General features: G+C 71.0%; 21 protein-coding genes. 11 read left to right on the top strand and 10 right to left on the bottom strand.

Going from position 1 to position 21,351, the window contains the following annotated elements; translation table 11 throughout:
• Positions 1 to 134: 134 nt before the first annotated feature.
• Complete coding sequence (gene radA, locus V6R91_RS34770) at positions 135 to 1,499, top strand: DNA repair protein RadA (RefSeq protein WP_336399124.1); 1,365 nt, start codon at positions 135 to 137, stop codon at positions 1,497 to 1,499.
• A 57-nt stretch (positions 1,500 to 1,556) separates the two neighbouring features.
• Here the strand turns inward: radA and V6R91_RS34775 are convergent, their stop codons facing one another.
• The 3 genes from V6R91_RS34775 to V6R91_RS34785 form a co-directional block, all read right to left on the bottom strand.
• Positions 1,557 to 1,967 carry a dehydrogenase gene (locus V6R91_RS34775; protein ID WP_067249975.1) on the bottom strand — a complete coding sequence of 137 codons (411 nt, stop codon included), beginning with the start codon at positions 1,965 to 1,967 and terminating at the stop codon, positions 1,557 to 1,559.
• A gap of 204 nt (positions 1,968 to 2,171) precedes the next feature.
• Positions 2,172 to 2,855 (bottom strand): hypothetical protein, encoded by a 684-nt coding sequence (locus tag V6R91_RS34780; protein WP_271063035.1) that lies wholly within the window; start codon positions 2,853 to 2,855, stop codon positions 2,172 to 2,174.
• A 49-nt stretch (positions 2,856 to 2,904) separates the two neighbouring features.
• Complete coding sequence (locus tag V6R91_RS34785) at positions 2,905 to 3,402, bottom strand: amino-acid N-acetyltransferase (protein ID WP_336399125.1); 498 nt, start codon at positions 3,400 to 3,402, stop codon at positions 2,905 to 2,907.
• Positions 3,403 to 3,553: 151 nt separating this feature from the next.
• On the opposite strand from V6R91_RS34785, the gene V6R91_RS34790 reads away from it, so the two are divergent.
• Positions 3,554 to 4,147: a MarR family winged helix-turn-helix transcriptional regulator gene (locus V6R91_RS34790; RefSeq protein ID WP_336399126.1), complete on the top strand. Its 594-nt coding sequence runs from the start codon at positions 3,554 to 3,556 to the stop codon at positions 4,145 to 4,147.
• On the top strand, positions 4,144 to 4,938 hold the full coding sequence (locus V6R91_RS34795) for an SDR family oxidoreductase (RefSeq protein WP_336399127.1): 795 nt from the start codon (positions 4,144 to 4,146) through the stop codon (positions 4,936 to 4,938). Before V6R91_RS34790 ends, V6R91_RS34795 begins: the two co-directional genes overlap by 4 nt.
• A 150-nt stretch (positions 4,939 to 5,088) precedes the next feature.
• On the opposite strand, the gene V6R91_RS34800 is transcribed toward V6R91_RS34795, so the two are convergent.
• On the bottom strand, positions 5,089 to 7,617 hold the full coding sequence (locus V6R91_RS34800) for an ATP-dependent Clp protease ATP-binding subunit (RefSeq protein ID WP_067249982.1): 2,529 nt from the start codon (positions 7,615 to 7,617) through the stop codon (positions 5,089 to 5,091).
• A 308-nt stretch (positions 7,618 to 7,925) separates the two neighbouring features.
• Here V6R91_RS34800 and V6R91_RS34805 point away from each other — a divergent pair, with 308 nt between their 5' ends.
• The 6 genes from V6R91_RS34805 to V6R91_RS34830 all read left to right on the top strand — a co-directional run bounded on the left by V6R91_RS34805 (position 7,926) and on the right by V6R91_RS34830 (position 11,817).
• Positions 7,926 to 8,552 (top strand): hypothetical protein, encoded by a 627-nt coding sequence (locus tag V6R91_RS34805; protein ID WP_336399128.1) that lies wholly within the window; start codon positions 7,926 to 7,928, stop codon positions 8,550 to 8,552.
• The gene (locus V6R91_RS34810) at positions 8,549 to 9,169 is read left to right on the top strand and encodes a hypothetical protein (RefSeq protein ID WP_336399129.1); all 621 of its coding nucleotides are present in this window, start codon (positions 8,549 to 8,551) and stop codon (positions 9,167 to 9,169) included. Before V6R91_RS34805 ends, V6R91_RS34810 begins: the two co-directional genes overlap by 4 nt.
• Positions 9,166 to 9,402, top strand: coding sequence for a helix-turn-helix domain-containing protein (locus tag V6R91_RS34815; RefSeq protein ID WP_336399130.1), 237 nt, complete (start codon positions 9,166 to 9,168; stop codon positions 9,400 to 9,402). The genes V6R91_RS34810 and V6R91_RS34815 overlap by 4 nt, the downstream gene beginning before the upstream one ends.
• Before the next feature lie 57 nt (positions 9,403 to 9,459).
• The gene (locus tag V6R91_RS34820; protein WP_336399131.1) at positions 9,460 to 9,723 is read left to right on the top strand and encodes a type II toxin-antitoxin system Phd/YefM family antitoxin; all 264 of its coding nucleotides are present in this window, start codon (positions 9,460 to 9,462) and stop codon (positions 9,721 to 9,723) included.
• On the top strand, positions 9,713 to 10,168 hold the full coding sequence (locus V6R91_RS34825) for a type II toxin-antitoxin system VapC family toxin (RefSeq protein WP_336399132.1): 456 nt from the start codon (positions 9,713 to 9,715) through the stop codon (positions 10,166 to 10,168). The genes V6R91_RS34820 and V6R91_RS34825 overlap by 11 nt, the downstream gene beginning before the upstream one ends.
• A gap of 194 nt (positions 10,169 to 10,362) precedes the next feature.
• Positions 10,363 to 11,817 carry a dicarboxylate/amino acid:cation symporter gene (locus tag V6R91_RS34830; RefSeq protein WP_336399133.1) on the top strand — a complete coding sequence of 485 codons (1,455 nt, stop codon included), beginning with the start codon at positions 10,363 to 10,365 and terminating at the stop codon, positions 11,815 to 11,817.
• A gap of 136 nt (positions 11,818 to 11,953) precedes the next feature.
• On the opposite strand, the gene V6R91_RS34835 is transcribed toward V6R91_RS34830, so the two are convergent.
• Positions 11,954 to 13,684, bottom strand: a complete 1,731-nt coding sequence (locus tag V6R91_RS34835) for a cation:proton antiporter (RefSeq protein WP_067249574.1) — start codon at positions 13,682 to 13,684, stop codon at positions 11,954 to 11,956.
• Positions 13,685 to 13,780: 96 nt separating this feature from the next.
• Here V6R91_RS34835 and V6R91_RS34840 point away from each other — a divergent pair, with 96 nt between their 5' ends.
• A complete protein-coding gene (locus tag V6R91_RS34840) occupies positions 13,781 to 14,830 on the top strand; it encodes an LLM class flavin-dependent oxidoreductase (protein ID WP_336399134.1) in 1,050 nt (349 codons plus the stop codon).
• A gap of 18 nt (positions 14,831 to 14,848) precedes the next feature.
• On the opposite strand, the gene V6R91_RS34845 is transcribed toward V6R91_RS34840, so the two are convergent.
• On the bottom strand, positions 14,849 to 15,634 hold the full coding sequence (locus tag V6R91_RS34845; protein ID WP_336399135.1) for a hypothetical protein: 786 nt from the start codon (positions 15,632 to 15,634) through the stop codon (positions 14,849 to 14,851).
• A gap of 27 nt (positions 15,635 to 15,661) precedes the next feature.
• Positions 15,662 to 16,615, bottom strand: coding sequence for a prephenate dehydratase (gene pheA / locus V6R91_RS34850; protein WP_231819889.1), 954 nt, complete (start codon positions 16,613 to 16,615; stop codon positions 15,662 to 15,664).
• A gap of 150 nt (positions 16,616 to 16,765) precedes the next feature.
• Here pheA and pgm point away from each other — a divergent pair, with 150 nt between their 5' ends.
• Entirely contained in the window at positions 16,766 to 18,409 is a 1,644-nt protein-coding gene (gene pgm / locus V6R91_RS34855) for a phosphoglucomutase (alpha-D-glucose-1,6-bisphosphate-dependent) (RefSeq protein ID WP_336399136.1), read from the top strand.
• A 111-nt stretch (positions 18,410 to 18,520) separates the two neighbouring features.
• Here the strand turns inward: pgm and V6R91_RS34860 are convergent, their stop codons facing one another.
• Genes V6R91_RS34860 through V6R91_RS34870 form a run of 3 tightly spaced genes read right to left on the bottom strand, consistent with a single transcriptional unit; the run spans position 18,521 to position 21,319 of the window.
• The gene (locus tag V6R91_RS34860) at positions 18,521 to 19,384 is read right to left on the bottom strand and encodes an ABC transporter ATP-binding protein (protein ID WP_336399137.1); all 864 of its coding nucleotides are present in this window, start codon (positions 19,382 to 19,384) and stop codon (positions 18,521 to 18,523) included.
• A gap of 10 nt (positions 19,385 to 19,394) precedes the next feature.
• Positions 19,395 to 20,441, bottom strand: a complete 1,047-nt coding sequence (locus V6R91_RS34865) for an ABC transporter substrate-binding protein (RefSeq protein WP_336399138.1) — start codon at positions 20,439 to 20,441, stop codon at positions 19,395 to 19,397.
• Positions 20,442 to 20,467: 26 nt separating this feature from the next.
• Positions 20,468 to 21,319, bottom strand: coding sequence for an ABC transporter permease (locus tag V6R91_RS34870; protein ID WP_084344837.1), 852 nt, complete (start codon positions 21,317 to 21,319; stop codon positions 20,468 to 20,470).
• Positions 21,320 to 21,351 lie beyond the last annotated feature (32 nt).

A 21,351-nucleotide genomic window follows, 5' to 3' on the forward strand; every position in this document is an offset into this window, starting at 1 on the left:
CACCAGATCAGGCCACCAGCGCCACCACCCGCCTGACCTGGCGCGGCTGCCTGAACCCGCGACACGAACAAGCCCCCCCCTTCCTACCCGACCGCGCGCGGCGCGACGTCGGAGGGGGCGGATAGCCTGAACCCATGGCCTCCCGTCGTCCCACCCCCGCCGCATACGTCTGCTCGGAATGCGGGTGGACCACGGTGAAGTGGGTCGGCCGATGCGGCGAGTGCCAGCAGTGGGGCACGGTCGTCGAACAGGCCGCTCGCAGCGGGATCGTCCGCCAGGTGTCCGCGGTCGCCCCGGTCGCCGGACGCCAGGCGCGACCGATCACGGCGGTGACCACGCAGGAGTCTCCGCGACGCTCGACCGGCGTCGCCGAGTTCGATCGGGTCCTCGGCGGCGGGATCGTCCCCGGAGCCGCGATCCTGCTCAGCGGCGAGCCCGGCGTCGGCAAGTCCACCCTTCTGCTCGAGGTCGCCGCGGCGAGCGCCCGCGACGGCCGTCGCGTCCTCTACGCCAGCGCCGAGGAGTCCACCGCGCAGGTCCGCCTCCGCGCCGAGCGCACGGGCGCGCTGCACGACGAGCTCTACCTCGCCAGCGAGACCGATCTCGCGACGGTCCTCGGACACATCGACGAGGTCGCGCCCGACCTGGTGATCGTCGATTCTGTGCAGACCGTGGCCTCAGCGCTCGTCGACGGCGCGGCCGGCCAACCCAGTCAGGTGCGGGAGGTCGCCTCCGCGCTGATCCGCGTCGCCAAGGAACGGGACCTGCCGATCGTGATCGTCGGTCACGTGACCAAGGACGGCCAGGTCGCCGGACCACGCGTCCTGGAGCACCTCGTCGACGTCGTGTGCCACTTCGAGGGCGACCGGCAGACCGCCCTGCGCTTCGTGCGGGCTCTGAAGAACCGCTTTGGACCGACCGACGAGGTGGGCTGCTTCGAGATGACCGGCGACGGCATCGCCGAGGTTCCGGATCCGAGCAGCCTCTTCCTCTCGCACGGGCGCCCGGAGCCCGGTACGTGCGTGGCCATCGCCCTGGAGGGGCGTCGCGCCCTGCCCGTCGAGGTGCAGGCGCTGACGATCCCGAGCACCGCCCCGAACCCCCGCCGCGTGGTCAACGGCCTGGACGCGTCACGGGTGGCGATGGTGCTCGCCGTGCTCGAGCGCCGCGCCGGCGTGAAGACGAGCGACAAGGACGTGTACGTGTCGACGGTGGGCGGGGTGCGCTTCACGGAGCCCGCCGCGGATCTCGCCATCGCGATCGCCGTCGCCGGAACGCTGGCCAACAGCGCGGTGCCGAGGACGCTCGCCGCCGTGGGCGAGCTGAGTCTCGCGGGCGAGGTCCGGCCGGTCACCCAGGCGGCGCAGCGCCGGGCCGAGGCCGCGCGGCTCGGATACGCGCACGTGATCGACGACCGGTCCGGGACGCTGCGCGCCGCGATCGACGACGTCCGCGCGAGGACCGCTCCCCGCCGCGAGGCCGAGGTCCCCGCGTTCTGACCTGTTCACCGCCTGGTTCCGCTCACGGACGGGGACCGATGGTCCGGCGTGAAGGACTCAGACCTCGAGGGCGCGCAGGAGCTCGTCCGGGGGCGCCTGCATGGGATGCGGGCCCGCGATGTCGAGGAACACGGTCGTGATCGTGTCCCGGTGCGTCGTCAGGAACGAGCGCAGCCAGGCCGGTGAGTAGATGCCCACGCCCGGCGGCAGGTTCGCCGGCTTGTGGGCTGCGTCGCTGAACAGCAGGAGCGCCACGTCCCCGGTGGAGGGGTCCCGGTAGGTCCAGACCTCGCCCCCGTCGAGCGGGTTGTCGCGCGCGCCCGGGCGGATGAGCGGGACGACCGTGTTGCCGTTGCGCAGCGCCAGGGCGACCGCCGCCATGTCCTGCTTCTCGAGGGCCTGAGCCAGCGCCTCGGATCGGAACGCCTCGGGAGCGGGCGCCTTCTTCTTCGCCTTCTTCGCGGCCATCCTCCCAGCCTAGGAGAACGGAACCCCCCGAACGCTCATTTTGGGGACTGGGCGTCGAGGGGTTCCTGAAGCCTCCGGAAGCGGCGAATGTCGATGCGCTGGGGACGCGGGGATTCGACGCCACTGGGGATGGCTGCCGCCCGATGCGCGGAGGCTAGATCCATGGTATCCCAAACAAACGCCGCTGTCATCGCGTGCGCGGCGTCACTCCAGTGTGAACGCCGTGCTCTGCGCGCTGTCGAACCCACCGATCGACACGCTCAGGTGATAGGTCGCCCCGCCCCCGGGGGCCCGCTGACGCTCCGCCGATCCGCACGTCTCGGGCGTGGATCGCGTGCGGTCCCAGGCCACGGGCTGAGAGCTGGTGACGGTGGACCCCGCCTTGAGGGTCACCACCATGTCGCTGGGGTTCTGCTGGCAGTCGGTCGATCGCCACCACACGTCGTCGCCGCTCTTGATCTCGAAGCGCTGCTGCGTCGTCCCGACGTTGATCGTGCAGTCCTGGGCGCCCGTGTTCGTGAGCGAGATCGAGAGCTGCGGCTGCACGTCGGGGCCGTAGGACGAGGCGTCCGTGACCGCCGCGACGGCGATCCCGGCCGCCTGGCATGCGCCTGTTCCGTCCTCCGGCGGTGGTGTCGCGCCCTCCGAGGCCGGCGGGCTCGTCTCCGCCCCCGTCCCGCCCTCGGCCGGGGGCGCGGTGCTCGTCGCCGGCTCCGGAGACGCGGACGACGACGCGCTCGGCGCCGGAGTCGGGCCGGAGCCCTCGGACCAGGACCGGGCGATCAGGGACCAGACGAGGACGACCAGGATCGCGAGGACCACGATGACCCCGCCGAAGAACACGATCCTGCGGCGACGGTAGACCGCAGCGGACTGACGGGGGTTCATGGCTCCAGGCTACGTCGGGCCGAGGCTCCGACGACATGCGACGCCCCGGTCACAGCCGCTTGAGCATCCGCGTGTTGCCGAGCGTGTTGGGCTTGACGTGGGCCAGGTCGAGGAACTCCGCGACCCCCTCGTCGCCGCTGCGCAGCAGCTGCGCGTACACATCGGGGTCCACCACCTGTTCGCCGATGGGCTCGAATCCGCGGCGGGTGAAGAAGTCCACCTCGAAGGTGAGACAGAACAGGCGCGTGAGCCCCAGACCGCGCGCGTTCTCCTCCAGCCGCTCCACGATCCGCCGGCCGACGCCGTGCCGCAGCCAGTCCTCGCGCACGAGCAGCGTGCGCACCTCGCCGAGATCCTCCCACATGACGTGCAGGGCTCCGCAGCCGATCAGCTCGCCGTCCTTCTCCGCGACGACGAACTCCTGGACCGCCCCATAGAGCACCGCGAGGTCCTTGCCGAGCAGGATGCGTCGCTCCACCAACGGCTCCAGCAGTCCGTGGATGCCGAGGATGTCGGTGCTGCGCGCGGCGCGGACGGAGTAGCTCACGTCATCCAGCCTAGAACCGGCGGCCGCGTCACCCGTGCAGGACGACCCCGCTCCGCCATCGCCGGCCCGTTCGCCCGGCGTGGAGATCGGGTCCACGGATCTGGAGCGCAAGTAGTTGCCGAAGGCAACCATTCGGCGTACCGTGACGACCATGACCTCATCGGAGACCGCGCTGCTGAGCGCCCTCACGCGCCTGAGCGTTCACTGGGGCTCGGCACGCACCCAGGCCGAGGTCGCCGCGGTCGCCGGAGTACGCATCGATCCCGCCGACATCCCGCCCCTGTACGTGCTCGGGATCGAGGGGCCACGGCGCGCCGGCGAGCTCGCCACCGTGCTGCGGCTCTCCCGACCGACGATGACCAAGCAGGTGGACCGCCTGGAGCGCGCCGGACTCGTCGAGCGGATCGCCGATCCGGACGACGCCCGCGCCCGTGTCGTCCGACTCACGGACGAGGGCCGGGGGATCCACGCCGCACTGGTCGCTCAGGGGCTCGCGATGATGAGCGACGCCCTCGCGGAGTGGCCCGCGGACGACGCGGCGAGGTTCGCCGCCGACCTCACCCGTTTCGTGCGCGCGCTCGGCGTGCCCGGCAATGCGCTCCCGGCCGTCTCTCCGACACCGAGGCCGGAGGACGCCGGCTCCGACACGCACGCGCGCAAGGACACCGACGAACCGACCCGCCGCGATCCCGCAGCGGGAGGCGAACAGCGGCCCGCACCGCCGCGAGAGGGAGGACACCCATGACCCGCACCTATGTCGTGACCGGATCCGCATCGGGGATCGGCGCCACGACCGCCGCACTGCTCCGCGATCGCGGGGAACGGGTGGTCGGCATCGACCTGAGGGGCGCCGAGGTCGAGGCGGATCTGTCGACGCCGGACGGCCGCCGCGACGCCGCCACCCGGGCCACGGAGCTCGCCGGAGGCACGATCGACGCCGTCATCGCGTGCGCCGGGATCTCGGCACCGATCCCCGCGACGATCTCGGTGAACTTCTTCGGGGTGACCGAGCTGCTCGACCACCTCCGTCCTGCGCTCGTGGGCTCCCCCGCGCCTCGCGTCGCGGTGGTCTCGTCCATGGCGTCCCTGCAGCCGCACTCGGGCGAGATGGTCGAGGCCGCGCTCCGCGGCGACGAGACCGAAGCGCTCCGGATCGCCGAGGAGCTCACGGCGCAGGGCCCCGAGGTCGGCTACCTCGTCTACCCCTCCTCGAAGCGCGCGCTGGCGCGCTGGGTGCGCCGCCAGTCGATCACCCCGGAGTGGGCCGGTGCGGGGATCCCGCTCAACGCGGTCGCGCCGGGTACCGTGTTGACGCCGATGACGGCGGGCCTCCTGGAGACCCCGGAGGGACGCGCAATGGTCGACGCCGCGGTGCCGATGCCCCTGAACGGCCACCAGCCGCCGGAGTCGATCGCGAACCTGCTCATCTGGCTGACCGGCGTCGAGAACACGCACATGGCCGGCCAGGTGATCTACGACGACGGCGGCGCCGACGTGTCCCTGCGCGGAGACGACATCTGGTCCTGGAACGACTGACCCCCTCCGCATCGCCCCGCCCTCGATCGAGTGGTCATTGTGGGGGGTTACCGCGCCGCCACACCCACCAAAACTCACACCGCGATACTCGATCGGAGACGACGACGGGGCGGATGCCGAAGCATCCGCCCCTTCGTCGTCGATCCGGGATCACTCGCCGCTGGCGACCGCCAGGTCCGGGGTGGCCGAGATGTCGCCGCCGGTGTTCACGCCGACCGAGACGCGCTCGCCCCGCGGGCCGTGCTCGAACTGGAACTCGCCGTCCGCGAAGTCGACCTTCACGTGGTCGCCGGAGTCCAGCTCGCCGTGCAGGATCTTCTCGCTGAGCCGGTCCTCGACCTCGTGCTGCATCGCGCGGCGCAGCGGCCGGGCCCCGAGCGCCGGGTCGAAGCCGACCTCGATGAGGCGCTCCTTGGCGGCCTGGGACAGCTCGATCGTCATGTCGCGGTCCAGCAGACGCTCGCCCAGACGCTTCGTGAAGAGGTCCACGATCTGGATGAGCTCCGTCTTCGACAGCTGCGGGAACACGATGATGTCGTCGACACGGTTCAGGAACTCGGGCTTGAAGTTGCGCTTCAGCTCCTCGTTCACCTTGCCCTTCATCCGCTCGTAGCTGGTGGAGTTGTCTCCCTCGATCTGGAACCCGACGGGACCGCCCGCGATGTCACGCGCACCGAGGTTGGTGGTCATGATGATCACGGTGTTCTTGAAGTCCACGATCCGGCCCTGGCCGTCGGTGAGACGACCCTCCTCGAGGATCTGCAGGAGAGAGTTGAAGATGTCCGGGTGCGCCTTCTCGATCTCGTCGAAGAGCACGACCGAGAACGGCTTGCGCCGCACCTTCTCGGTGAGCTGCCCGCCCTCCTCGAAGCCGACGAATCCGGGAGGCGCGCCGAACAGGCGCGAGACCGTGTGCTTCTCGCCGAACTCGCTCATGTCGAGCGAGATCAGCGCCGCCTCGTCGTCGAACAGGAACTCGGCCAGCGCCTTGGCCAGCTCGGTCTTGCCGACGCCGGTGGGACCGGCGAAGATGAACGACCCCGACGGACGCTTGGGGTCCTTCAGGCCCGCACGCTGACGACGGATCGTCTTCGACAGGGCCGCGATGGCCTCCTCCTGGCCGATGACGCGCTGGTGCAGCGCCTTCTCCATGAAGACGAGGCGGCTGGACTCCTCCTCGGTGAGCTTGAACACCGGGATGCCCGTGGCCTGGGCCAGCACCTCTGCGATCAGGCCCTCGTCGACGACCGCCTGCGTGGCGACGTCACCGGAACGCCACTGCTTCTCCAGGCGCAGCCGCTCGGCGAGCAGCTCCTTCTCCTGGTCGCGCAGCGACGCCGCCTTCTCGAAGTCCTGCTCCTCGCTGGCCGCCTCCTTCTCCTCGCGGACCTTGGCGATCTTCTCGTCGAATTCGCGCAGCTCCGGAGGGGAGGACAGGATCGACAGCCGCAGGCGTGCGCCCGCCTCGTCGATCAGGTCGATGGCCTTGTCGGGCAGGAAGCGGTCGCTCACGTAGCGGTCGGCGAGGTTGGCCGCGGCGACAAGGGCGCCGTCGGTGATCTGCACCTTGTGGTGCGCCTCGTAGCGGTCGCGCAGGCCCTTGAGGATGTTGATCGCGTGCGGGAGGCTCGGCTCCTGCACCTGGATCGGCTGGAACCGGCGCTCCAGCGCGGCGTCCTTCTCGAAGTGCTTGCGGTACTCGTCGAGCGTGGTGGCGCCGATGGTCTGGAGCTCCCCGCGAGCGAGCAGCGGCTTCAGGATGCTGGCCGCGTCGATCGCGCCCTCGGCGGCGCCCGCCCCCACGAGGGTGTGGATCTCGTCGATGAAGACGATGATGTCGCCGCGCGTACGGATCTCCTTGGTGACCTTCTTCAGGCGCTCCTCGAAGTCGCCGCGGTAGCGGGATCCGGCGATGAGCGAGCCGAGGTCCAGCGAGTAGAGCTGCTTGTCCTTCAGCGTCTCGGGGACGTCGCCCTTCACGATCGCCTGTGCCAGCCCCTCCACGACGGCGGTCTTGCCGACGCCGGGCTCGCCGATCAGGACGGGGTTGTTCTTGGAGCGGCGGGACAGGATCTGCATGACCCGCTCGATCTCCTTCTCGCGCCCGATCACGGGGTCGAGCTTGTTGTCCCGCGCGGCCTGGGTCAGGTTGCGACCGAACTGGTCGAGGACCTGCGAACCGCCCTGCGCCGACTGCTGCGAGTCGTGCGCGGCGCCGGAGACGGCCGCAGGCTCGCGCCCGGGCGATCCGGACAGCATCTGGATGACCTGCTGGCGCACCTTGTTCAGGTCGGCACCGAGCTTGACCAGCACCTGGGCCGCCACGCCCTCGCCCTCGCGGATGAGGCCGAGGAGGATGTGCTCGGTGCCGATGTAGTTGTGGCCGAGCTGCAGCGCCTCGCGCAGGCTCAGCTCCAGGACCTTCTTGGCCCGCGGGGTGAAGGGGATGTGCCCGGTCGGCTGCTGCTGACCCTGGCCGATGATGTCCTGCACCTGCTCGCGGACGGCGTCGAGGGAGATGCCCAGCGACTCCAGCGCCTTGGCGGCGGCGCCCTCGCCCTCGTGGATGAGCCCGAGCAGGATGTGCTCGGTGCCGATGTAGTTGTGGTTGAGCATCTTCGCCTCTTCCTGGGCGAGGACGACCACACGACGGGCTCGGTCGGTGAATCTCTCGAACATGTCACTCCTTGTTCGCGTGCCCGTCTGCACGGGCCGTGGGCACTTTCCGTGCCGGTACATCGAGAGTAACCAGCGCGCGGGCGACGTATGCCCGTGTTCGCCGTCGGCATACCCCCTGGCGCCGCGCGGCGTCACATGGGTGCTTCCGGTCGTCGCGCGGAGTGGCGCGAGACGCCCTCCCCCGCCGGTCGTTGAGCGAGCGAAGCGAGACGAAACGCGCTCCTCCCGTTGACACCCTTATCGACAATCGTTATGTTAACGAAAATCGATAAGCGCCGGATCTGGCGCCCCGCACCGAAGGAGGAGTCATGACCACCGCACCCGCCCGCCTCTCCCGCGGCGACGCCGTGGCGCTCGGCGTGATCGCCACGGCCGCGGTCAGCGTCGCGATCGCATCGATCGCGGCGATCGCGGTGCGCGCCGCGGACCTGTTCAGTGCACGGGTCTCGGTGCCGATGCCCGTGCACGACGCCGAATCCGTCGCAGCGCTCGCGGATGCTCCCGGCATCGCCGCGTCGCAATACGCCTCCGCCGTCGTCACGTTCACGGACCTCGCCGCCGGGGCCCGCTGGCTCCTCCTGCTCGAAGGCGCGCTTCCCGCGCTGGCCACGGTGGGAGTCTGCGCGGTCGCCTGGTGGCTCGGCGTCTCGCTCATCCGGTCGCAGCCGTTCCGCACGTCGATGTCCTGGACGCTCGGGATCGCGGCGGTCCTGGTCCTCGCCGGCGGGATCCTCGGCCAGGCCGCCGGCGCCTTCGGGCGCGCGGTCGCCGTCGACGCCCTCGCCTCCGTGGATCCGGGCGTGCACGACGTCCTCTGGCCCCTCCTCGCGGAGATCGACCTCGCCCCCGTCGGATGGGGATTCGCGCTCGCGCTCGTCGCGTCCGCGTTCACGCTCGGCGCCCGACTGCAGAAGGACACGGAGGGACTCGTATGACCCCCGAACAGCGCTCGCCGTCCCGTTCCGAGCGCGCGGACGCCGTCACCGTCCTCCTGCTGGGCGCTGCCGCCGTCGTCGTCATCGCCTGGCTCACGACGGCCCGCATCCTCACCACGTTCCGGTCGGACGGGATCGCTTGGACGCTCCCCATCGATCAGCAGCCGATCGAGGCCACCATCGATGCCGGCGCGACGGATCTGCACGGCTATGCGACTCAGGCTCTGGTCATCGCCCCGGGCGTCGACGCCATGGCCACCGCCGCCATCGTCGCATCGATCGTCGTGGGCACCCTCACCGCGCTGACGATTACGGCCGGGGTCATGTGGATCGCATGGAGCTTCCTGCGCGGCCGGGTGTTCGCACCGGCCACCGCCCGCGCGTTCGACCTGATCGGCTGGACGCTCGTCGTCGGCACGCTCGTCGCCCTGGGCCTGGACACGGTCGGACGCAACGGAGTGACAAGCGCCCTGGGAGCGGGTCCGGGCGAGCCGCTGCACCCCGCCGAGCTCTGGTTGTGGGCGCCGGTCTGCGCGACGGGGATCGCGGTGGGCCTCCTCGGCCGAGCGTTCCGCCGTGGGGTTCGGCTGCAGAAGGACACGGAGGGACTCGTATGACCCCGGCCGCGCAGGACGACGAGGACACCGGCATTCACTGCCGCCTCGACGAACTGCTCGCCGCGCGGGGGATGACCCTGACCCAGCTCAGCGACCGGGTCGGCGTCAGCATCGTGAACCTGTCGGTGCTCAAGAACGACCGGGCGCGCGCGATCCGCTACTCCACGCTCCGCGCCATCTGCGACGCCCTGGACTGCGAGGTCGGCGACCTGCTCGTCCTCGTCCCGCGCTAGGCGGTCGGGGACTCCGGGCTCGTGGCGCGCCGTAGCACTCGGTGCTACATTGGGGCCATGAGCGCGGAGATCAGTCAGCGGGACCTGCGCAACAGGTCGAAGCAGATCATGGACGCTGTCGAACACGGCGAGTCGTTCACGGTGACCAGAGACGGCAGGGGCATCGGGGAACTCATCCCGCTGCGCCGCCGACGGGCGTTCCTCTCCCGCGCAGAGTTCGTCGCCGGGGCGCGGACCGCCCCTGTCGTCGATCCTGACGCGTTCCGCGCCGACCAGGATGCTGCCCTCGACGGACGACTGAGCGATCCGTATGCCCGCTGAGCGCTTCCAGCCGCATGCGCGCGGCCTCATCGACACCAACATCATCATCCTGCGCCACGCGGTGGATGCCTCGCTCCTTCCTGAGGAGGTCGGGATCAGCGCCGTCACCCTCGCGGAGCTTTCGGCCGGTCCCCACCTCGTCCAGGGGATCGGCCCTGAGGCCGACGCCGAGCGCGCCCGTCGGGTCGCAGTCCTCCAGCACACCGAGAGCGAGTTCGACCCGCTCCCGTTCGACGCGGATGCCGCTCGCATGTTCGGCCGCATCAGCGCCGCCGTCCGCGCGTCGGGGCGGTCGCCGCGCAGCCGCGTGGCGGATCTGATGATCGCGGCCGTCGCGGCGTCCGTCGACCTTCCTCTCTACACCACGAATCCCGACGACTTCGCCGGCCTCGACGGCCTCGACGGCCTCGTCGACGTCGTCGCCGTTCCCCGCCCAGAGATCTGATCCACCCCGCACGCCCGGCACCACGTTTCGACCCGCGGGGACCCGCACTGAGCGAGCGAAGCGAGTCGACGTGTCGCTCGACGACCGGGGAGGGGGCGTCACGGTTCGTCACGAACACCGCGGGAATACCGACGGCTGCATACCGTTGACCCACACGGTGCATCCGCGCCCGCACACACGACCCCGGAGTCCTCATGTCCACCACCGCCGTGCGCCGTCCTAAGGCGCCCGACACCCGCGGACCCGTCCGCAAGCTGCTGACCTCCTTCGGCTTCCAGATCGTCGCCGCACTCGTCCTCGGCATCGGCGTCGGCCTGCTCGGCGTCCAGCTCGGCGCCTCGCCGGAGAACCCCACGGCGCTCTCCGACACGCTCAGCAGGATCGGCAGCTCCTACGTCACGATCCTGCGCGCCGCCGTGGTCCCGCTCATCTTCACCGCGATCGTCGCCAGCATCTCCAACCTCCGCCGCGTGCAGAACGCCGCCCGCCTCGCCGGGCAGACGCTGCTGTGGTTCGCGATCACCGCGTTCATCGCCGTGGTGATCGGCATCGGGCTCGGCCTCGTGCTGCAGCCGGGCAACCGCGCGGGCGAGGGCCTCGAGACCGGCGAGCCCTACACCGTCGGCACCTGGTGGAACTTCCTGCTCGGGCTCATCCCGCAGAACTTCCTCGGCCTGTCCGTGAGCACCTCCGAGAACGACGGAGTGCTCGCCTCCTCGGTCAACTTCAACATCCTCCAGATCATCGTCGTGGCCGTGGTCGTCGGCATCGCGGCGCTGAAGGCGGGCAAGAAGGCCGAGCCGTTCCTCGCGTTCACCGAGTCGCTGCTGAAGGTCATCCAGCGGGTGCTGTGGTGGATCATCCGCCTCGCGCCGATCGGCACCTTCGGGCTCATCGGATCCGCCGTGATCCAGTACGGCTGGGGCAAGCTCACGTCCCTCGCCTGGTTCGCCGGCGCGATCTACATCGGGCTCGCGCTCGTCCTCTTCGTCGTCTACCCGATCCTGGTGAAGACCCACGGCCTGTCGATCAAGCAGTACTTCTCCGGCGTCTGGCCGGCGGTGCAGCTCGCCTTCGTCAGCCGCTCGTCGATCGGCACGCTGCCTCTCACCGAGCGCGTCACCGAGCGCAACCTCGGCGTGCCCCGCGCGTACGCCTCCTTCGCGGTGCCGCTCGGCGCGACCACCAAGATGGACGGCTGCGCCGCGATCTACCCGGCCATCGCCGCGATCTTCGTCGCGCAGTTCTTCGGCATCGAGCTGAACCTCGTGCAGTACCTGCTGATCGTCATCGTGTCCGTCGTCGGATCCGCCGCCACCGCCGGCACCACCGGCGCCGTGGTCATGCTCACGCTCACCCTCTCCACCCTGGGCCTGCCGCTCGAGGGAGTGGGCCTGCTGCTGGCGATCGACCCGATCCTCGACATGGGACGCACCGCGGTGAACGTCGCCGGCCAGGCGCTCGTGCCGGCGATCGTCGCCAAGCGCGAGGGCATCCTCGACGAGGAGCTGTACAACGCCCCGCGTCGCGGCCTGCCCTTCGCCGAGGAGGACGACGCCGACGAGACGCCCGCCGACACCGAGGCGGACGCGGCGGCCGCGGGCTCGCGGGACGACGCCGCCGATTCGGACGCCGTCGCCGCGCGCTGACGCGCATCGCAGAGGATCCTGCCGTCACCGGTTCCCCGGGGCGGCAGGATCCTCTGCGTGGGGACGCCAGGACGCCGGTCGCCGGAGCGCGTCCCGGTGACGAGCGCGCCGGGGTGACGGGCCCCGGCGCGGGTCCTCAGCGGTCGCGACGGGCGTCCGCGCGGGTGTCCAGGGCGAGCTCCTCGGCGTCCATCGCGACGATCAGCTCCCGCATGACCTCCTCGTTCAGCTCCCCGGCGTCCCGCTCCTGGAGCAGCACATCGCGGCGTACCTCGATCCACCCCTTGGACAGGGACATGAGGTCCGCCTTCGACGGCATCGGGACGCGCTCCTCGGCCTGCGCCCTCTCGGTGTCCTTGCCGATCCGGATCATCCGGCGCGCGAACTGATCGAAGCGCTCCGTCGACTCGGGTCCGTACTTCTCCTCCCAGAGCGTCCGCTGTCGCGCGAGGTAGTCCGCACCCGCCTCGCGCGTGCGGCTGAGCACCTGGTCGATCTGCCGTGCGTCCTCGGCGGCCTCGTCGTCGTCCGCGATCCGCATCCATCGGATGAGCGGCGGCAGCGTCAGCCCCTGCAGCAGGAGCGTTCCCACGGTCACGACGAAGGCGACCACGACGATCGCGTGCGCGGCGGCCTCGTCCAGACCGGCGAGATCGGCGGCGGCGAGCGCCGTCGCCAACGTCACGACCCCGCGCATCCCCGCCCACGACACCACGACGTTGTCGCGGGCCGACAGCTGCGGCTCGACCATCCGCCGGCGCAGCTGCTCGGCCGTCATCGGCCGGCCGCGACGCCCCGAACGGCGATGCGCCTCCTCCGCGCGCTGCTCCCACTGCTGCATCCGCCCCTGAGCGACCTGGCGCTCCCACCTCCGCATCCGGAACCCCTGCCACATCTGGCCCCACGCCGAGGCGGGGAAGACGAAGGCCGGTCGGACCAGGAGCACGACGAGGAGCACGACCCCCGACAGCGCGAGGACCGACCCGACGTCGCCCTCGTCGAGCTCGCTGATCACCCGCGGCAGCTGGAGGCCGATGTACGCGAAGACGAACGACTCCAGGAGGAAGTCGGCCGAGAGCCAGATCGGCGTCTCCTGCTGCCGCGTCGCGTAGCTCGTGCGAGGCGCGTTGAACCCCACGACCAGCCCCATCGCCACCACGCCGAGGACGCCGGATCCGCCCAGGTGCTCCGTGATGGCGTAGATCCCGAACGGCGCGAGCAGGCCGAAGGTGCCGTTGACGACCGGATCCGAGATCCGCATCCGCAGCACGTGCAGGCCGGATCCGGCGAGGACGCCGATCCCGACGCCGACGACCACGGCGACGACGAACTGCCACACGCCGTCCCACACGGTCAGCGTCGCGCCTGCGACGATCGCGGCGAACACGCGGTACAGGGTGAGCGAGGTGGCGTCGTTGATGAGGCTCTCCCCCGACAGCACGGTCATGATGCGTCGCGGCAGCCCCAGCTTGCGGCCGATCGCGGCCGCCGAGACGGCATCCGGCGGAGCCACGATCGCCCCGAGCAGGAGCGCGCCGGGGAGCGTCAGGGACGGCATCAGCAGCCAGGCCACCAGCCCGACGGCCGCCGCGGTGACGACGACGAGCCCCACTCCGAGCCGCCGGATCTGGGGCATGCTGCGGCGGAAGCTCACGAACGATACGTCCAGCGCCGCCGAGTACAGCAGCGGCGGCAGCACGAGGTTCAGCAGGATGTGCCCGTCGATGGAGAGATTCGGCACCGCGGGGATGAACGCGACGGCGAGCGCGACCGTCGTGACCAGCAGAGGCGCCGGCCAGCCGCGCCATCGTGCGATGGCCGCGACGAGCACGGAACCGACGAGGACGTAGAAGATCTCGGCATCCATGCGGCAAGGGTAACGGTGCGCCCGCCCGCGGCTCCCGACGGCCCACGGCTCCGACCGACGGGAATGCGTCCGCGCGTGCACCGGTTGCCCCTGAGGATGAGTACCGCGTCCCCCGCCCTGTCCGTCCTCGATCTCGTCCCCGTGCGCACCGGCCAGACCAGTGCGCAGGCGATGACGTCGTCGCTCGCCCTCGCCCAGCGCGCCGACGAGCTCGGCTACCGCCGCTACTGGTTCGCCGAGCACCACAACATGCCGGCCGTCGCCTCCACGACGCCACCGGTGCTGATCGCGGCGGCGGCGACGCGCACCCGGCGCATCCGCGTCGGCTCCGGCGGGGTGATGCTCCCCAACCACGCCCCGCTCATCGTGGCCGAGCAGTTCGCCGCCCTCGAGGCCCTGGCACCGGGACGCATCGATCTCGGGATCGGGCGGGCACCGGGCAGCGACCCGGTCATCACGCAACTCCTTCGCGCCTCCGGCACGGCCGGCGACGTGGAGCGCTTCCCCTCGCACGTGCAGGACATCGCGCTCATGCTGCAGGCGGCCGGCGCCACGGTCCAGTTCACCAGCGGCGGCGAATATCAGGTCCATTCCACGCCCGCCGCCGAGGGAGCCCCGGAGATCTGGCTCCTGGGATCCAGCGACTACTCGGCGCAGCTGGCCGCGTCCCTCGGCCTGCCCTACGTCTTCGCCAACCACTTCTCCGGCACGGGCCTCGACCGCGCCCTATCCCTCTACCGGTCGGCGTACCGTCCGAGCGAGGCGCACCCGGAGCCGCGCACGTTCCTCACCGCCAACGTCGTCGCAGCCCCCACGGCTGAAGAGGCGGAGGCGCGCGCCCTGCCGCAGCTGCGGATGATGGCCCGGCTCCGGCTGAACCGCCCGCTCGTCCCGCTGGAGACCGTCGAGGAGGCCCGTACCGCCCTCGCTGCGGCACCGGACCCGCAGGAGGAGCAGATCCACGCCGCCGCCAAGGCGAACTGGTTCGTCGGGGACGCCGCCTCCGTGCGCGACGAGCTGGCGGCGTTCGCCGAGCAGCACGGCGTCGACGAGATCATGCTCTCCCCGGTTGCCGGATCCTTCGCGGAGGAGCCCCTCGACGAGACCCGCGGCCGCGTTCAGACCCTGGAGTTGCTCGCCGGCTGACCCGCCCGGAACCGCCGGTCAGCGGCCGAAGCCGCCGGCGGGCCCGAGGCCCCCGAGGTCGCCGATCCGACGGAGGGTGTCGATCACCTGACGCGCACCGGCGTCGTCCATTCCGACCTCGGCGCGCAGACGCGCCACGGCTTCCTCCTCGCGTCCTCGGCGGACCAGCCCGAGAAGCTCGTCGACGACCTGTGGAGACACGGATCGGGAGGACGAGACGGAGCCATCAAGGGAGGCACCGCCGCTGTGCGACGCGGACCAGCTGATCGTCGTGGACGAGGAGCTCGTGAACGCGGCAGGCCCGTCCGTCGCGGCGGCGGCCGAACCACCGCTCAGGAAGCCGGCGGCATCCGCCTTCGCGAGCCCGTCCACCACCCGTTCGGCCCAGTCACGGTCGCGGCCGGTCGAGGCCCGCAACGCGGCGACGGCGTCGTCCCGGCGACCGGCGGCCACGAGCTCCACCACCTCGCGCGGGAGCTCCACGTCTCCGGCGGCCGCATCCACGGGTCCGCCCGGGGCACCGGGTGTCGGGAACGGCGGCAGCAGCCCCGCCGGGGCGGGCGGGATCGGCGCGAGGCCGGGCGGGACCGGGCCGGGCGCGACCGGGTTCCCGTGGCGGGTGGGAGTCCCGGTGCCGGACGGCGAGGACGTCGGATTCAGGACGGCCCCGGAAGGCAGGACCGCGCCGATCCCCGGCTGCGCGTTCCGCCGGGCCCGGCGCCGCGCCGCCATGAGGACGACGATCGCGACGACCGCGACCGCCGCCACCACGACGATGCCGATCATCAGCGCGCTCGAGACCATGGATCCCCTCCCGATTCCGACCGGACTCTACTGCTCGGGCTCACCGGAGACGAGGCTGCGCAGCCAGTCGCGGGCCTCGACGAAGACCTCGTCCGCATACCTCTCCGGGTACTGCACGATCCGGCGGTCGGCGCGCGGGTACGAGCCGAGGTAGACCACGCGCGGACTGAACCGGCGGATGCCGAGGACGGCGTCCGCCATCCGCTCGTCATGGATGTGCCCGTCCGCGTCCAGGACGAAGCGGTAGCGGCCGAGCTCGTCGCCGATGGGTCGGGACTGCAGCAGCGACAGGTTGATGCCGCGTGTGGAGAACTGCTCCAGCAGCTCCAGCAGCGCGCCCGGGTGGTCCTCGGGGAGCTCGACGATGAGGGAGGTCTTGTCCGCACCGGTGGGAGGGGCGGGAGCCGTGGTGCGCGTGACGAGCACGAACCGCGTCACGGCGTTCTCGTTGTCGCCGATCCCGTCCGCCAGCAGCTCCAGGTCATGGTGCCGCACGATCCCCGGCGCGGCGATGGCGGCATCGGCGGGGAGCGTGCCGTCCAGGATCCCGAGGGCGGACGCGACGTTGCTCGCCGCAGGGACGTGCGAGTGGGCGGGAAGGTGCGCGCCCAGCCAGCCGTGGCACTGCGCGTACGCGACCGGGTGAGCGGCGATCACCCGCACGTCCTCCATCCGGGTCCCGGGCGGGGCGACGAGGACGAAGTCGACCTTGACCAGGTATTCGCCCACGATCCGGAGCCCCGGGAGGGTCGCGAGCGCGTCCAGCGTGGTGGTCACCCCGCCCTCGACGGAGTTCTCGATCGCGATCATGGCCGCGTCGCTGCGTCCTTCCAGCACGTCGGCGAGGGCCTCGCCCACGTTGTGCACCGGGCGCCATTCGTGGCCGCGGGCCTCGGGGACCTGCTCGAGCGCCGCCTCGGTGAACGTGCCGGCCGGCCCCAGGTAGCTGTATGTACGGCGTGCGGTCTCGGCTTCGGTCACGGCGTTCAGCCTAGCCCCGCCCCGCACACGCCGAGTGGTCAGTTTCTGTGGGTTCCGCGGCCGCGAACCCACAGAAAGTGACCACTCGGGAGATGACGTGCGCGTGCGCTTCGGGGTGCAGTCAAAGCAAGCACGCGGCAGACTGGTCCCATGACGAGCCGAGCCGGCCTCCCCGCGGAGGAAAGTGACCTCATCGACGTCGACGAGCTGATCGCCGCCTACTACGACCGCGTCCCCGATCCTGAGGTCCCCGGCGAGCGCGTCGTCTTCGGGACGAGCGGACACCGCGGGTCGTCCCTGTCGAACAGCTTCAACGAGCGCCACATCCTCGCCACGACGCAGGCCATCGTCGACTACCGCCGCGCGCAGGGCATCCAGGGCCCGCTGTTCCTCGGCCGGGACACCCACGCCCTGTCCCGGCCCGCGGAGCGCAGTGCGATCGAGGTGCTCGTCGCGAACGGCGTGGACGTGCGGGTGGACTCCCGCGACTCCTGGGTCCCCACCCCCGCGCTCAGCCACGCGATCCTCGCCCACAACCGCGGACTCGCGACGGACGAGGCGGGCCGCGCGGACGGCATCGTCGTGACCCCGTCCCACAACCCGCCGCGCGACGGCGGCTTCAAGTACAACCCGCCCCACGGCGGCCCGGCCGACACGGACGCGACCGGCTGGATCGCCGAGCGCGCCAACGCCCTCATCGCCGCCGGCCTCGACGGCGTGCAGCGCGTGCGCTTCGCGGACATCGACCCGTCGACGATCGGCACGTACGACTTCCGCGACGCCTACGTGCGCGACCTGCCCTCGATCATCGACGTGGATGCGATCAAGCGCGCCGGAGTCCGGATCGGCGCCGATCCCCTCGGCGGCGCGTCCGTCGACTACTGGGCGCTGATCGGCGAGCTGTTCGGCCTGGAGCTGACGGTCGTGAACCCGGAGGTGGACCCGACCTGGCGCTTCATGACGCTCGACTGGGACGAGAAGATCCGGATGGACCCGTCCTCGCCGTCCGCCATGGCCTCCCTCGTCGCCAAGAAGGGCGACTACGACGTGCTCACCGGCAACGACGCGGACGCCGACCGGCACGGGATCGTCACCCCGGATGCGGGCCTGATGAACCCGAACCACTACCTCGCTGTGGCGATCGACTACCTGTTCGCGCACCGGCCGGGCTGGCGGGCCGACGCCGCGATCGGCAAGACCCTGGTGTCGTCGATGATCATCGACAAGGTCGCCGCCGCGCTCGACCGGCCCCTGCTGGAGGTGCCGGTCGGGTTCAAGTGGTTCGTCCCCGGTCTGCTCGACGGCTCCGTCGCGTTCGGCGGGGAGGAGTCCGCGGGGGCCTCGTTCCTGCGCATGGACGGGACGCCCTGGTCGACCGACAAGGACGGGATCCTGCTGTGCCTTCTCGCGGCGGAGATCATCGCCGTCACGGGGAAGACCCCCTCGCAGCGGTACGCGGAGCTGGAGGCCGAGTTCGGCGCCTCCGCCTATCAGCGCGTGGACGCCCCCGCGACGCCGGATCAGAAGGCCGCGCTCGGAGGGCTCTCGCCGGAGGCCGTCACCGCGACGGAGCTCGCGGGCGAGCCGATCGTCGCGCGCCTCACCCACGCCCCCGGGAACGGTGCGGCGGTCGGAGGCCTCAAGGTGCAGACCGAGCACGCGTGGTTCGCGGCACGGCCGTCCGGCACGGAGGACGTGTACAAGCTGTACGCCGAGTCGCTGCGGGGTCCGGAGCACCTGGCGCAGGTCCAGGCCGAGGCCCGCGCCGTCGTCGCCGGCGTCCTCGGCGCCTGATCCTGACGCACGCCGCGGTTCGGGGCGCGTTTTCGGGCCGGACGGCCCCGGATCGGACCCCGAAGCCCCGGGGTGCGCCCCAAACCCGCGGGAGAGGCGAGAGAGTCGGGCTCAGTCGCCGCCGGGGGAACCCAGGAGCTCGCGCACCCGGCTGGAAACACGGTGGAACTCGGGCGTCTCCAGCACCTCGGCGTACCCCCGCTGCGGCGGAAGGGCGACGCGGTGCTCCTCGAGGATCCGCCCGGGACGCGGGCTCATCACGATCACCCGGCTGGCCAGGTAGACCGCCTCGGGGACGGAGTGGGTGACGAGCAGCACCGTGGTGCCGGTCGCCGCCCAGATCCGGTTGAGCTCGACGTTCATCCGCTCCCGGGTGAGCGCGTCCAGGGCCCCGAACGGCTCGTCCATGAGCAGCACACCGGGCTCGTGCAGCAGCGCCCGGCACAGCGACACGCGCTGCTGCATCCCGCCGGACAGCTCGTGCGGCAGCGCCTTCTCGAAGCCGGTCAGCCCGGTCATCTCGATGAGCTCGTCCGCGCGCTCCTGGGCCTTGCGCATGTCCATCCCGCGCATCTCGGCCTGGAGCAGGATGTTGCCCCGGACGCTGCGCCATTCCAGCAGCGCCGCCCGCTGGAACACGAAGCCGATGTCCTGACGCGGACCGGTCACCGCCTCGCCCCGGAGCAGGATGCTGCCGCCGCTCGGCCGGGTGAGACCTGCGACGGCCTTCAGCAGCGTCGACTTCCCGCAGCCGGACGGACCGGCGATCGTGAGGAACTCCCCCGCCTGCACCGTCAGGTCCACGTCCTCCAGCGCCGTCACCCGGCCCCGCTTGGAGGCGAACGTGATGGCCAGGTCGCTGATCTCCAGCGCGGTCCCCGTGGGCGCGTTCGTCATGGGCGTGCTCTCCTGATCCTGCTCCGGCAGACCGCGGCGTCCGACCGCCGCGAGCCCCGAGTCCTGCATGGTCGGCATCGGGTCCTCGTCACTTCCCGGGCGCGAACGAGCCGTCGTAGTACGTCTCGATCGTGCCGTCGCCGGAGATGAGTCCCGCCTTGGCGAGCACGTCGAGCGTGGCCTGCCAGTCCTCCTCGGCGTTCACGCCGGGAGCCTCGCCCTCGGTGGCAGACGTGGTGAGAAGCTTGATCGTCTCCTGCCACTGGTCGAGCAGGACATCCTCGGCGGGCATCTGCGGATCCTTGCCCGCCATGGCGGCGACGGCGCCCTCGGGGTCCTCGGCCGCGGCCGCGAACGCCTCGGAGGTGGCGGCGACGAGCTCCTTGACCAGTTCGGGGTTCTTCTCGATGGTCTCGTTCGGCGCGATCAGGCCGTTGCTGTAGAAGTTCAGCGCCGCGTCCGAGTAGCGCAGGTACGTCATCTCCTTGCCGGACTTCCCGGCGATGGTGGGCCCCTGGTCGTGCGCGAAGCCGATGAGTCCGTCCACCTGGCCGGTGAGCACCGCGGCGATCTTGCCCGCCGGGTCGAGGTTCTGCTGCGTCACGTCGGACTCGGAGAGCCCCACGGCCTCCAGATACATCGGGAACGTCGTCGTCGGGGCGTCTCCGGCCGAGACCGCGATGGTCTTGCCCTTGAGATCCTCCGGCTTCTCGATCCCGGACTCGGTGAAGACCTGCACAGCGGAAGGCGTCGTCTGCAGGAAGACGCCGACGCTGGTGATCCCCACGCCCTTGTCGATGTTGGCGAGGACCGCGGGGGTGTCGGCCCACCCGAAGTCGACCTGCTTCTGTCCGACGGCCTGTGCCGTCTTGGTGGAGCCCTGGCCTGCCTTGATCGTGAGGTCGATGCCGTGCTCGGCGAAGATCCCCTTCTCGACCCCGTAGTAGAACGGCGCGTGCTCGCCGTAGGGGTACCAGTTGAGCATGAGCGTCACGTCCGTGGTCTCGGCGGCGCCGTCCGATCCGCCCTCCGTGGGCGCGTCCGCCGGGGCCGAGGCTCCGCCGCAGCCGGCGAGGGCGAGGACGGAGGCGGACAGCAGCGCGACGGCGCCGAGGACGGATGCTGACTTCTTCATCAGGACTCCTGTTGTTCGGGTGCGGATCAGAGACGGACGGTGTTCGCGGAGACGTCGCGCTTGGACGCGTGCCAGGGGATGAGGAACCGCTCGGCGATCTGGATGATCGCGAAGAGCAGGACGCCGAGGATCGACATGATGATGAGGGCGGCGAAGAGCATCGCCGTGTCGACGTTGCCGTTGGCCTGGAGGATCACGTAGCCGAGTCCCTCGTTCGCGCCGACGAACTCGCCGACCACCGCGCCGGTCACCGCGAGGGTGGCGGCGACCTTCAGCCCGGACAGGAGCTCGGGAAGCGCGGCGGGCAGGCGCACCTTCAGGAAGGTCTTGGCGCGTCCTGCGCCCATCGTGGAGGTGAGCTGCAGGATCTCGGGGTCGACCGCGCGCAGCCCCGCGAGCCCGGAAATGACGACCGGGAAGAAGGCCATCAGCACCGCGACCAGGATCTTCGGGGACGTCCCGAAACCGAGCCACACGATGAACAGCGGCGCGATCGCGATCTTGGGGATCACCTGGGCGAAGAGGATCACCGGGTAGAGCGTCTGCTCCAGTCCCTTGGAGTAGACCATGACGACGGCGACGAACAGGCCCACGACCACCGCGATCACGAATCCGACGAGCGTCTCGTAGGTGGTCACCCAGGTGTGCTGCGCGAGGTAGGCGGCGTTGTTCGAGAACGCGGCCCACGTGTCGGCGGGCGACGGGATGATGAACGGCGGCACCCACTTCAGCGCGGTCGCGACCCACCAGAGGACGAGGACGACCGCGACGAACACCACGGGGTGCCAGTTCCGGGACCACCAACGGAGGAAGGCGTTCGGCTCGCGGCCGGCCGCCGGCAGAGCCAGTGCCATCGTCGCGTTCGTGGTGGACGACATGGGTCTCCTCGACAACTTCGTCTGTGGTGGAT

The organism is Microbacterium sp. CCNWLW41, assembly GCF_037083505.1.

Excerpts from the sequence above, each read along its gene's own strand:
- radA (WP_336399124.1), top strand. The coding sequence starts at position 135 with ATGGCCTCCCGTCGTCCCACCCCCGCCGCATACGTCTGCTCGGAATGC.
- V6R91_RS34775 (WP_067249975.1), bottom strand. The coding sequence starts at position 1,967 with ATGGCCGCGAAGAAGGCGAAGAAGAAGGCGCCCGCTCCCGAGGCGTTC.
- V6R91_RS34780 (WP_271063035.1), bottom strand. The coding sequence starts at position 2,855 with ATGAACCCCCGTCAGTCCGCTGCGGTCTACCGTCGCCGCAGGATCGTG.
- V6R91_RS34790 (WP_336399126.1), top strand. The coding sequence starts at position 3,554 with ATGACCTCATCGGAGACCGCGCTGCTGAGCGCCCTCACGCGCCTGAGC.
- V6R91_RS34795 (WP_336399127.1), top strand. The coding sequence starts at position 4,144 with ATGACCCGCACCTATGTCGTGACCGGATCCGCATCGGGGATCGGCGCC.
- V6R91_RS34800 (WP_067249982.1), bottom strand. The coding sequence starts at position 7,617 with ATGTTCGAGAGATTCACCGACCGAGCCCGTCGTGTGGTCGTCCTCGCC.
- V6R91_RS34805 (WP_336399128.1), top strand. The coding sequence starts at position 7,926 with ATGACCACCGCACCCGCCCGCCTCTCCCGCGGCGACGCCGTGGCGCTC.
- V6R91_RS34810 (WP_336399129.1), top strand. The coding sequence starts at position 8,549 with ATGACCCCCGAACAGCGCTCGCCGTCCCGTTCCGAGCGCGCGGACGCC.
- V6R91_RS34815 (WP_336399130.1), top strand. The coding sequence starts at position 9,166 with ATGACCCCGGCCGCGCAGGACGACGAGGACACCGGCATTCACTGCCGC.
- V6R91_RS34820 (WP_336399131.1), top strand. The coding sequence starts at position 9,460 with ATGAGCGCGGAGATCAGTCAGCGGGACCTGCGCAACAGGTCGAAGCAG.
- V6R91_RS34825 (WP_336399132.1), top strand. The coding sequence starts at position 9,713 with ATGCCCGCTGAGCGCTTCCAGCCGCATGCGCGCGGCCTCATCGACACC.
- V6R91_RS34830 (WP_336399133.1), top strand. The coding sequence starts at position 10,363 with ATGTCCACCACCGCCGTGCGCCGTCCTAAGGCGCCCGACACCCGCGGA.
- V6R91_RS34835 (WP_067249574.1), bottom strand. The coding sequence starts at position 13,684 with ATGGATGCCGAGATCTTCTACGTCCTCGTCGGTTCCGTGCTCGTCGCG.
- V6R91_RS34840 (WP_336399134.1), top strand. The coding sequence starts at position 13,781 with ATGAGTACCGCGTCCCCCGCCCTGTCCGTCCTCGATCTCGTCCCCGTG.
- V6R91_RS34845 (WP_336399135.1), bottom strand. The coding sequence starts at position 15,634 with ATGGTCTCGAGCGCGCTGATGATCGGCATCGTCGTGGTGGCGGCGGTC.
- pgm (WP_336399136.1), top strand. The coding sequence starts at position 16,766 with ATGACGAGCCGAGCCGGCCTCCCCGCGGAGGAAAGTGACCTCATCGAC.
- V6R91_RS34860 (WP_336399137.1), bottom strand. The coding sequence starts at position 19,384 with ATGCCGACCATGCAGGACTCGGGGCTCGCGGCGGTCGGACGCCGCGGT.
- V6R91_RS34865 (WP_336399138.1), bottom strand. The coding sequence starts at position 20,441 with ATGAAGAAGTCAGCATCCGTCCTCGGCGCCGTCGCGCTGCTGTCCGCC.
- V6R91_RS34870 (WP_084344837.1), bottom strand. The coding sequence starts at position 21,319 with ATGTCGTCCACCACGAACGCGACGATGGCACTGGCTCTGCCGGCGGCC.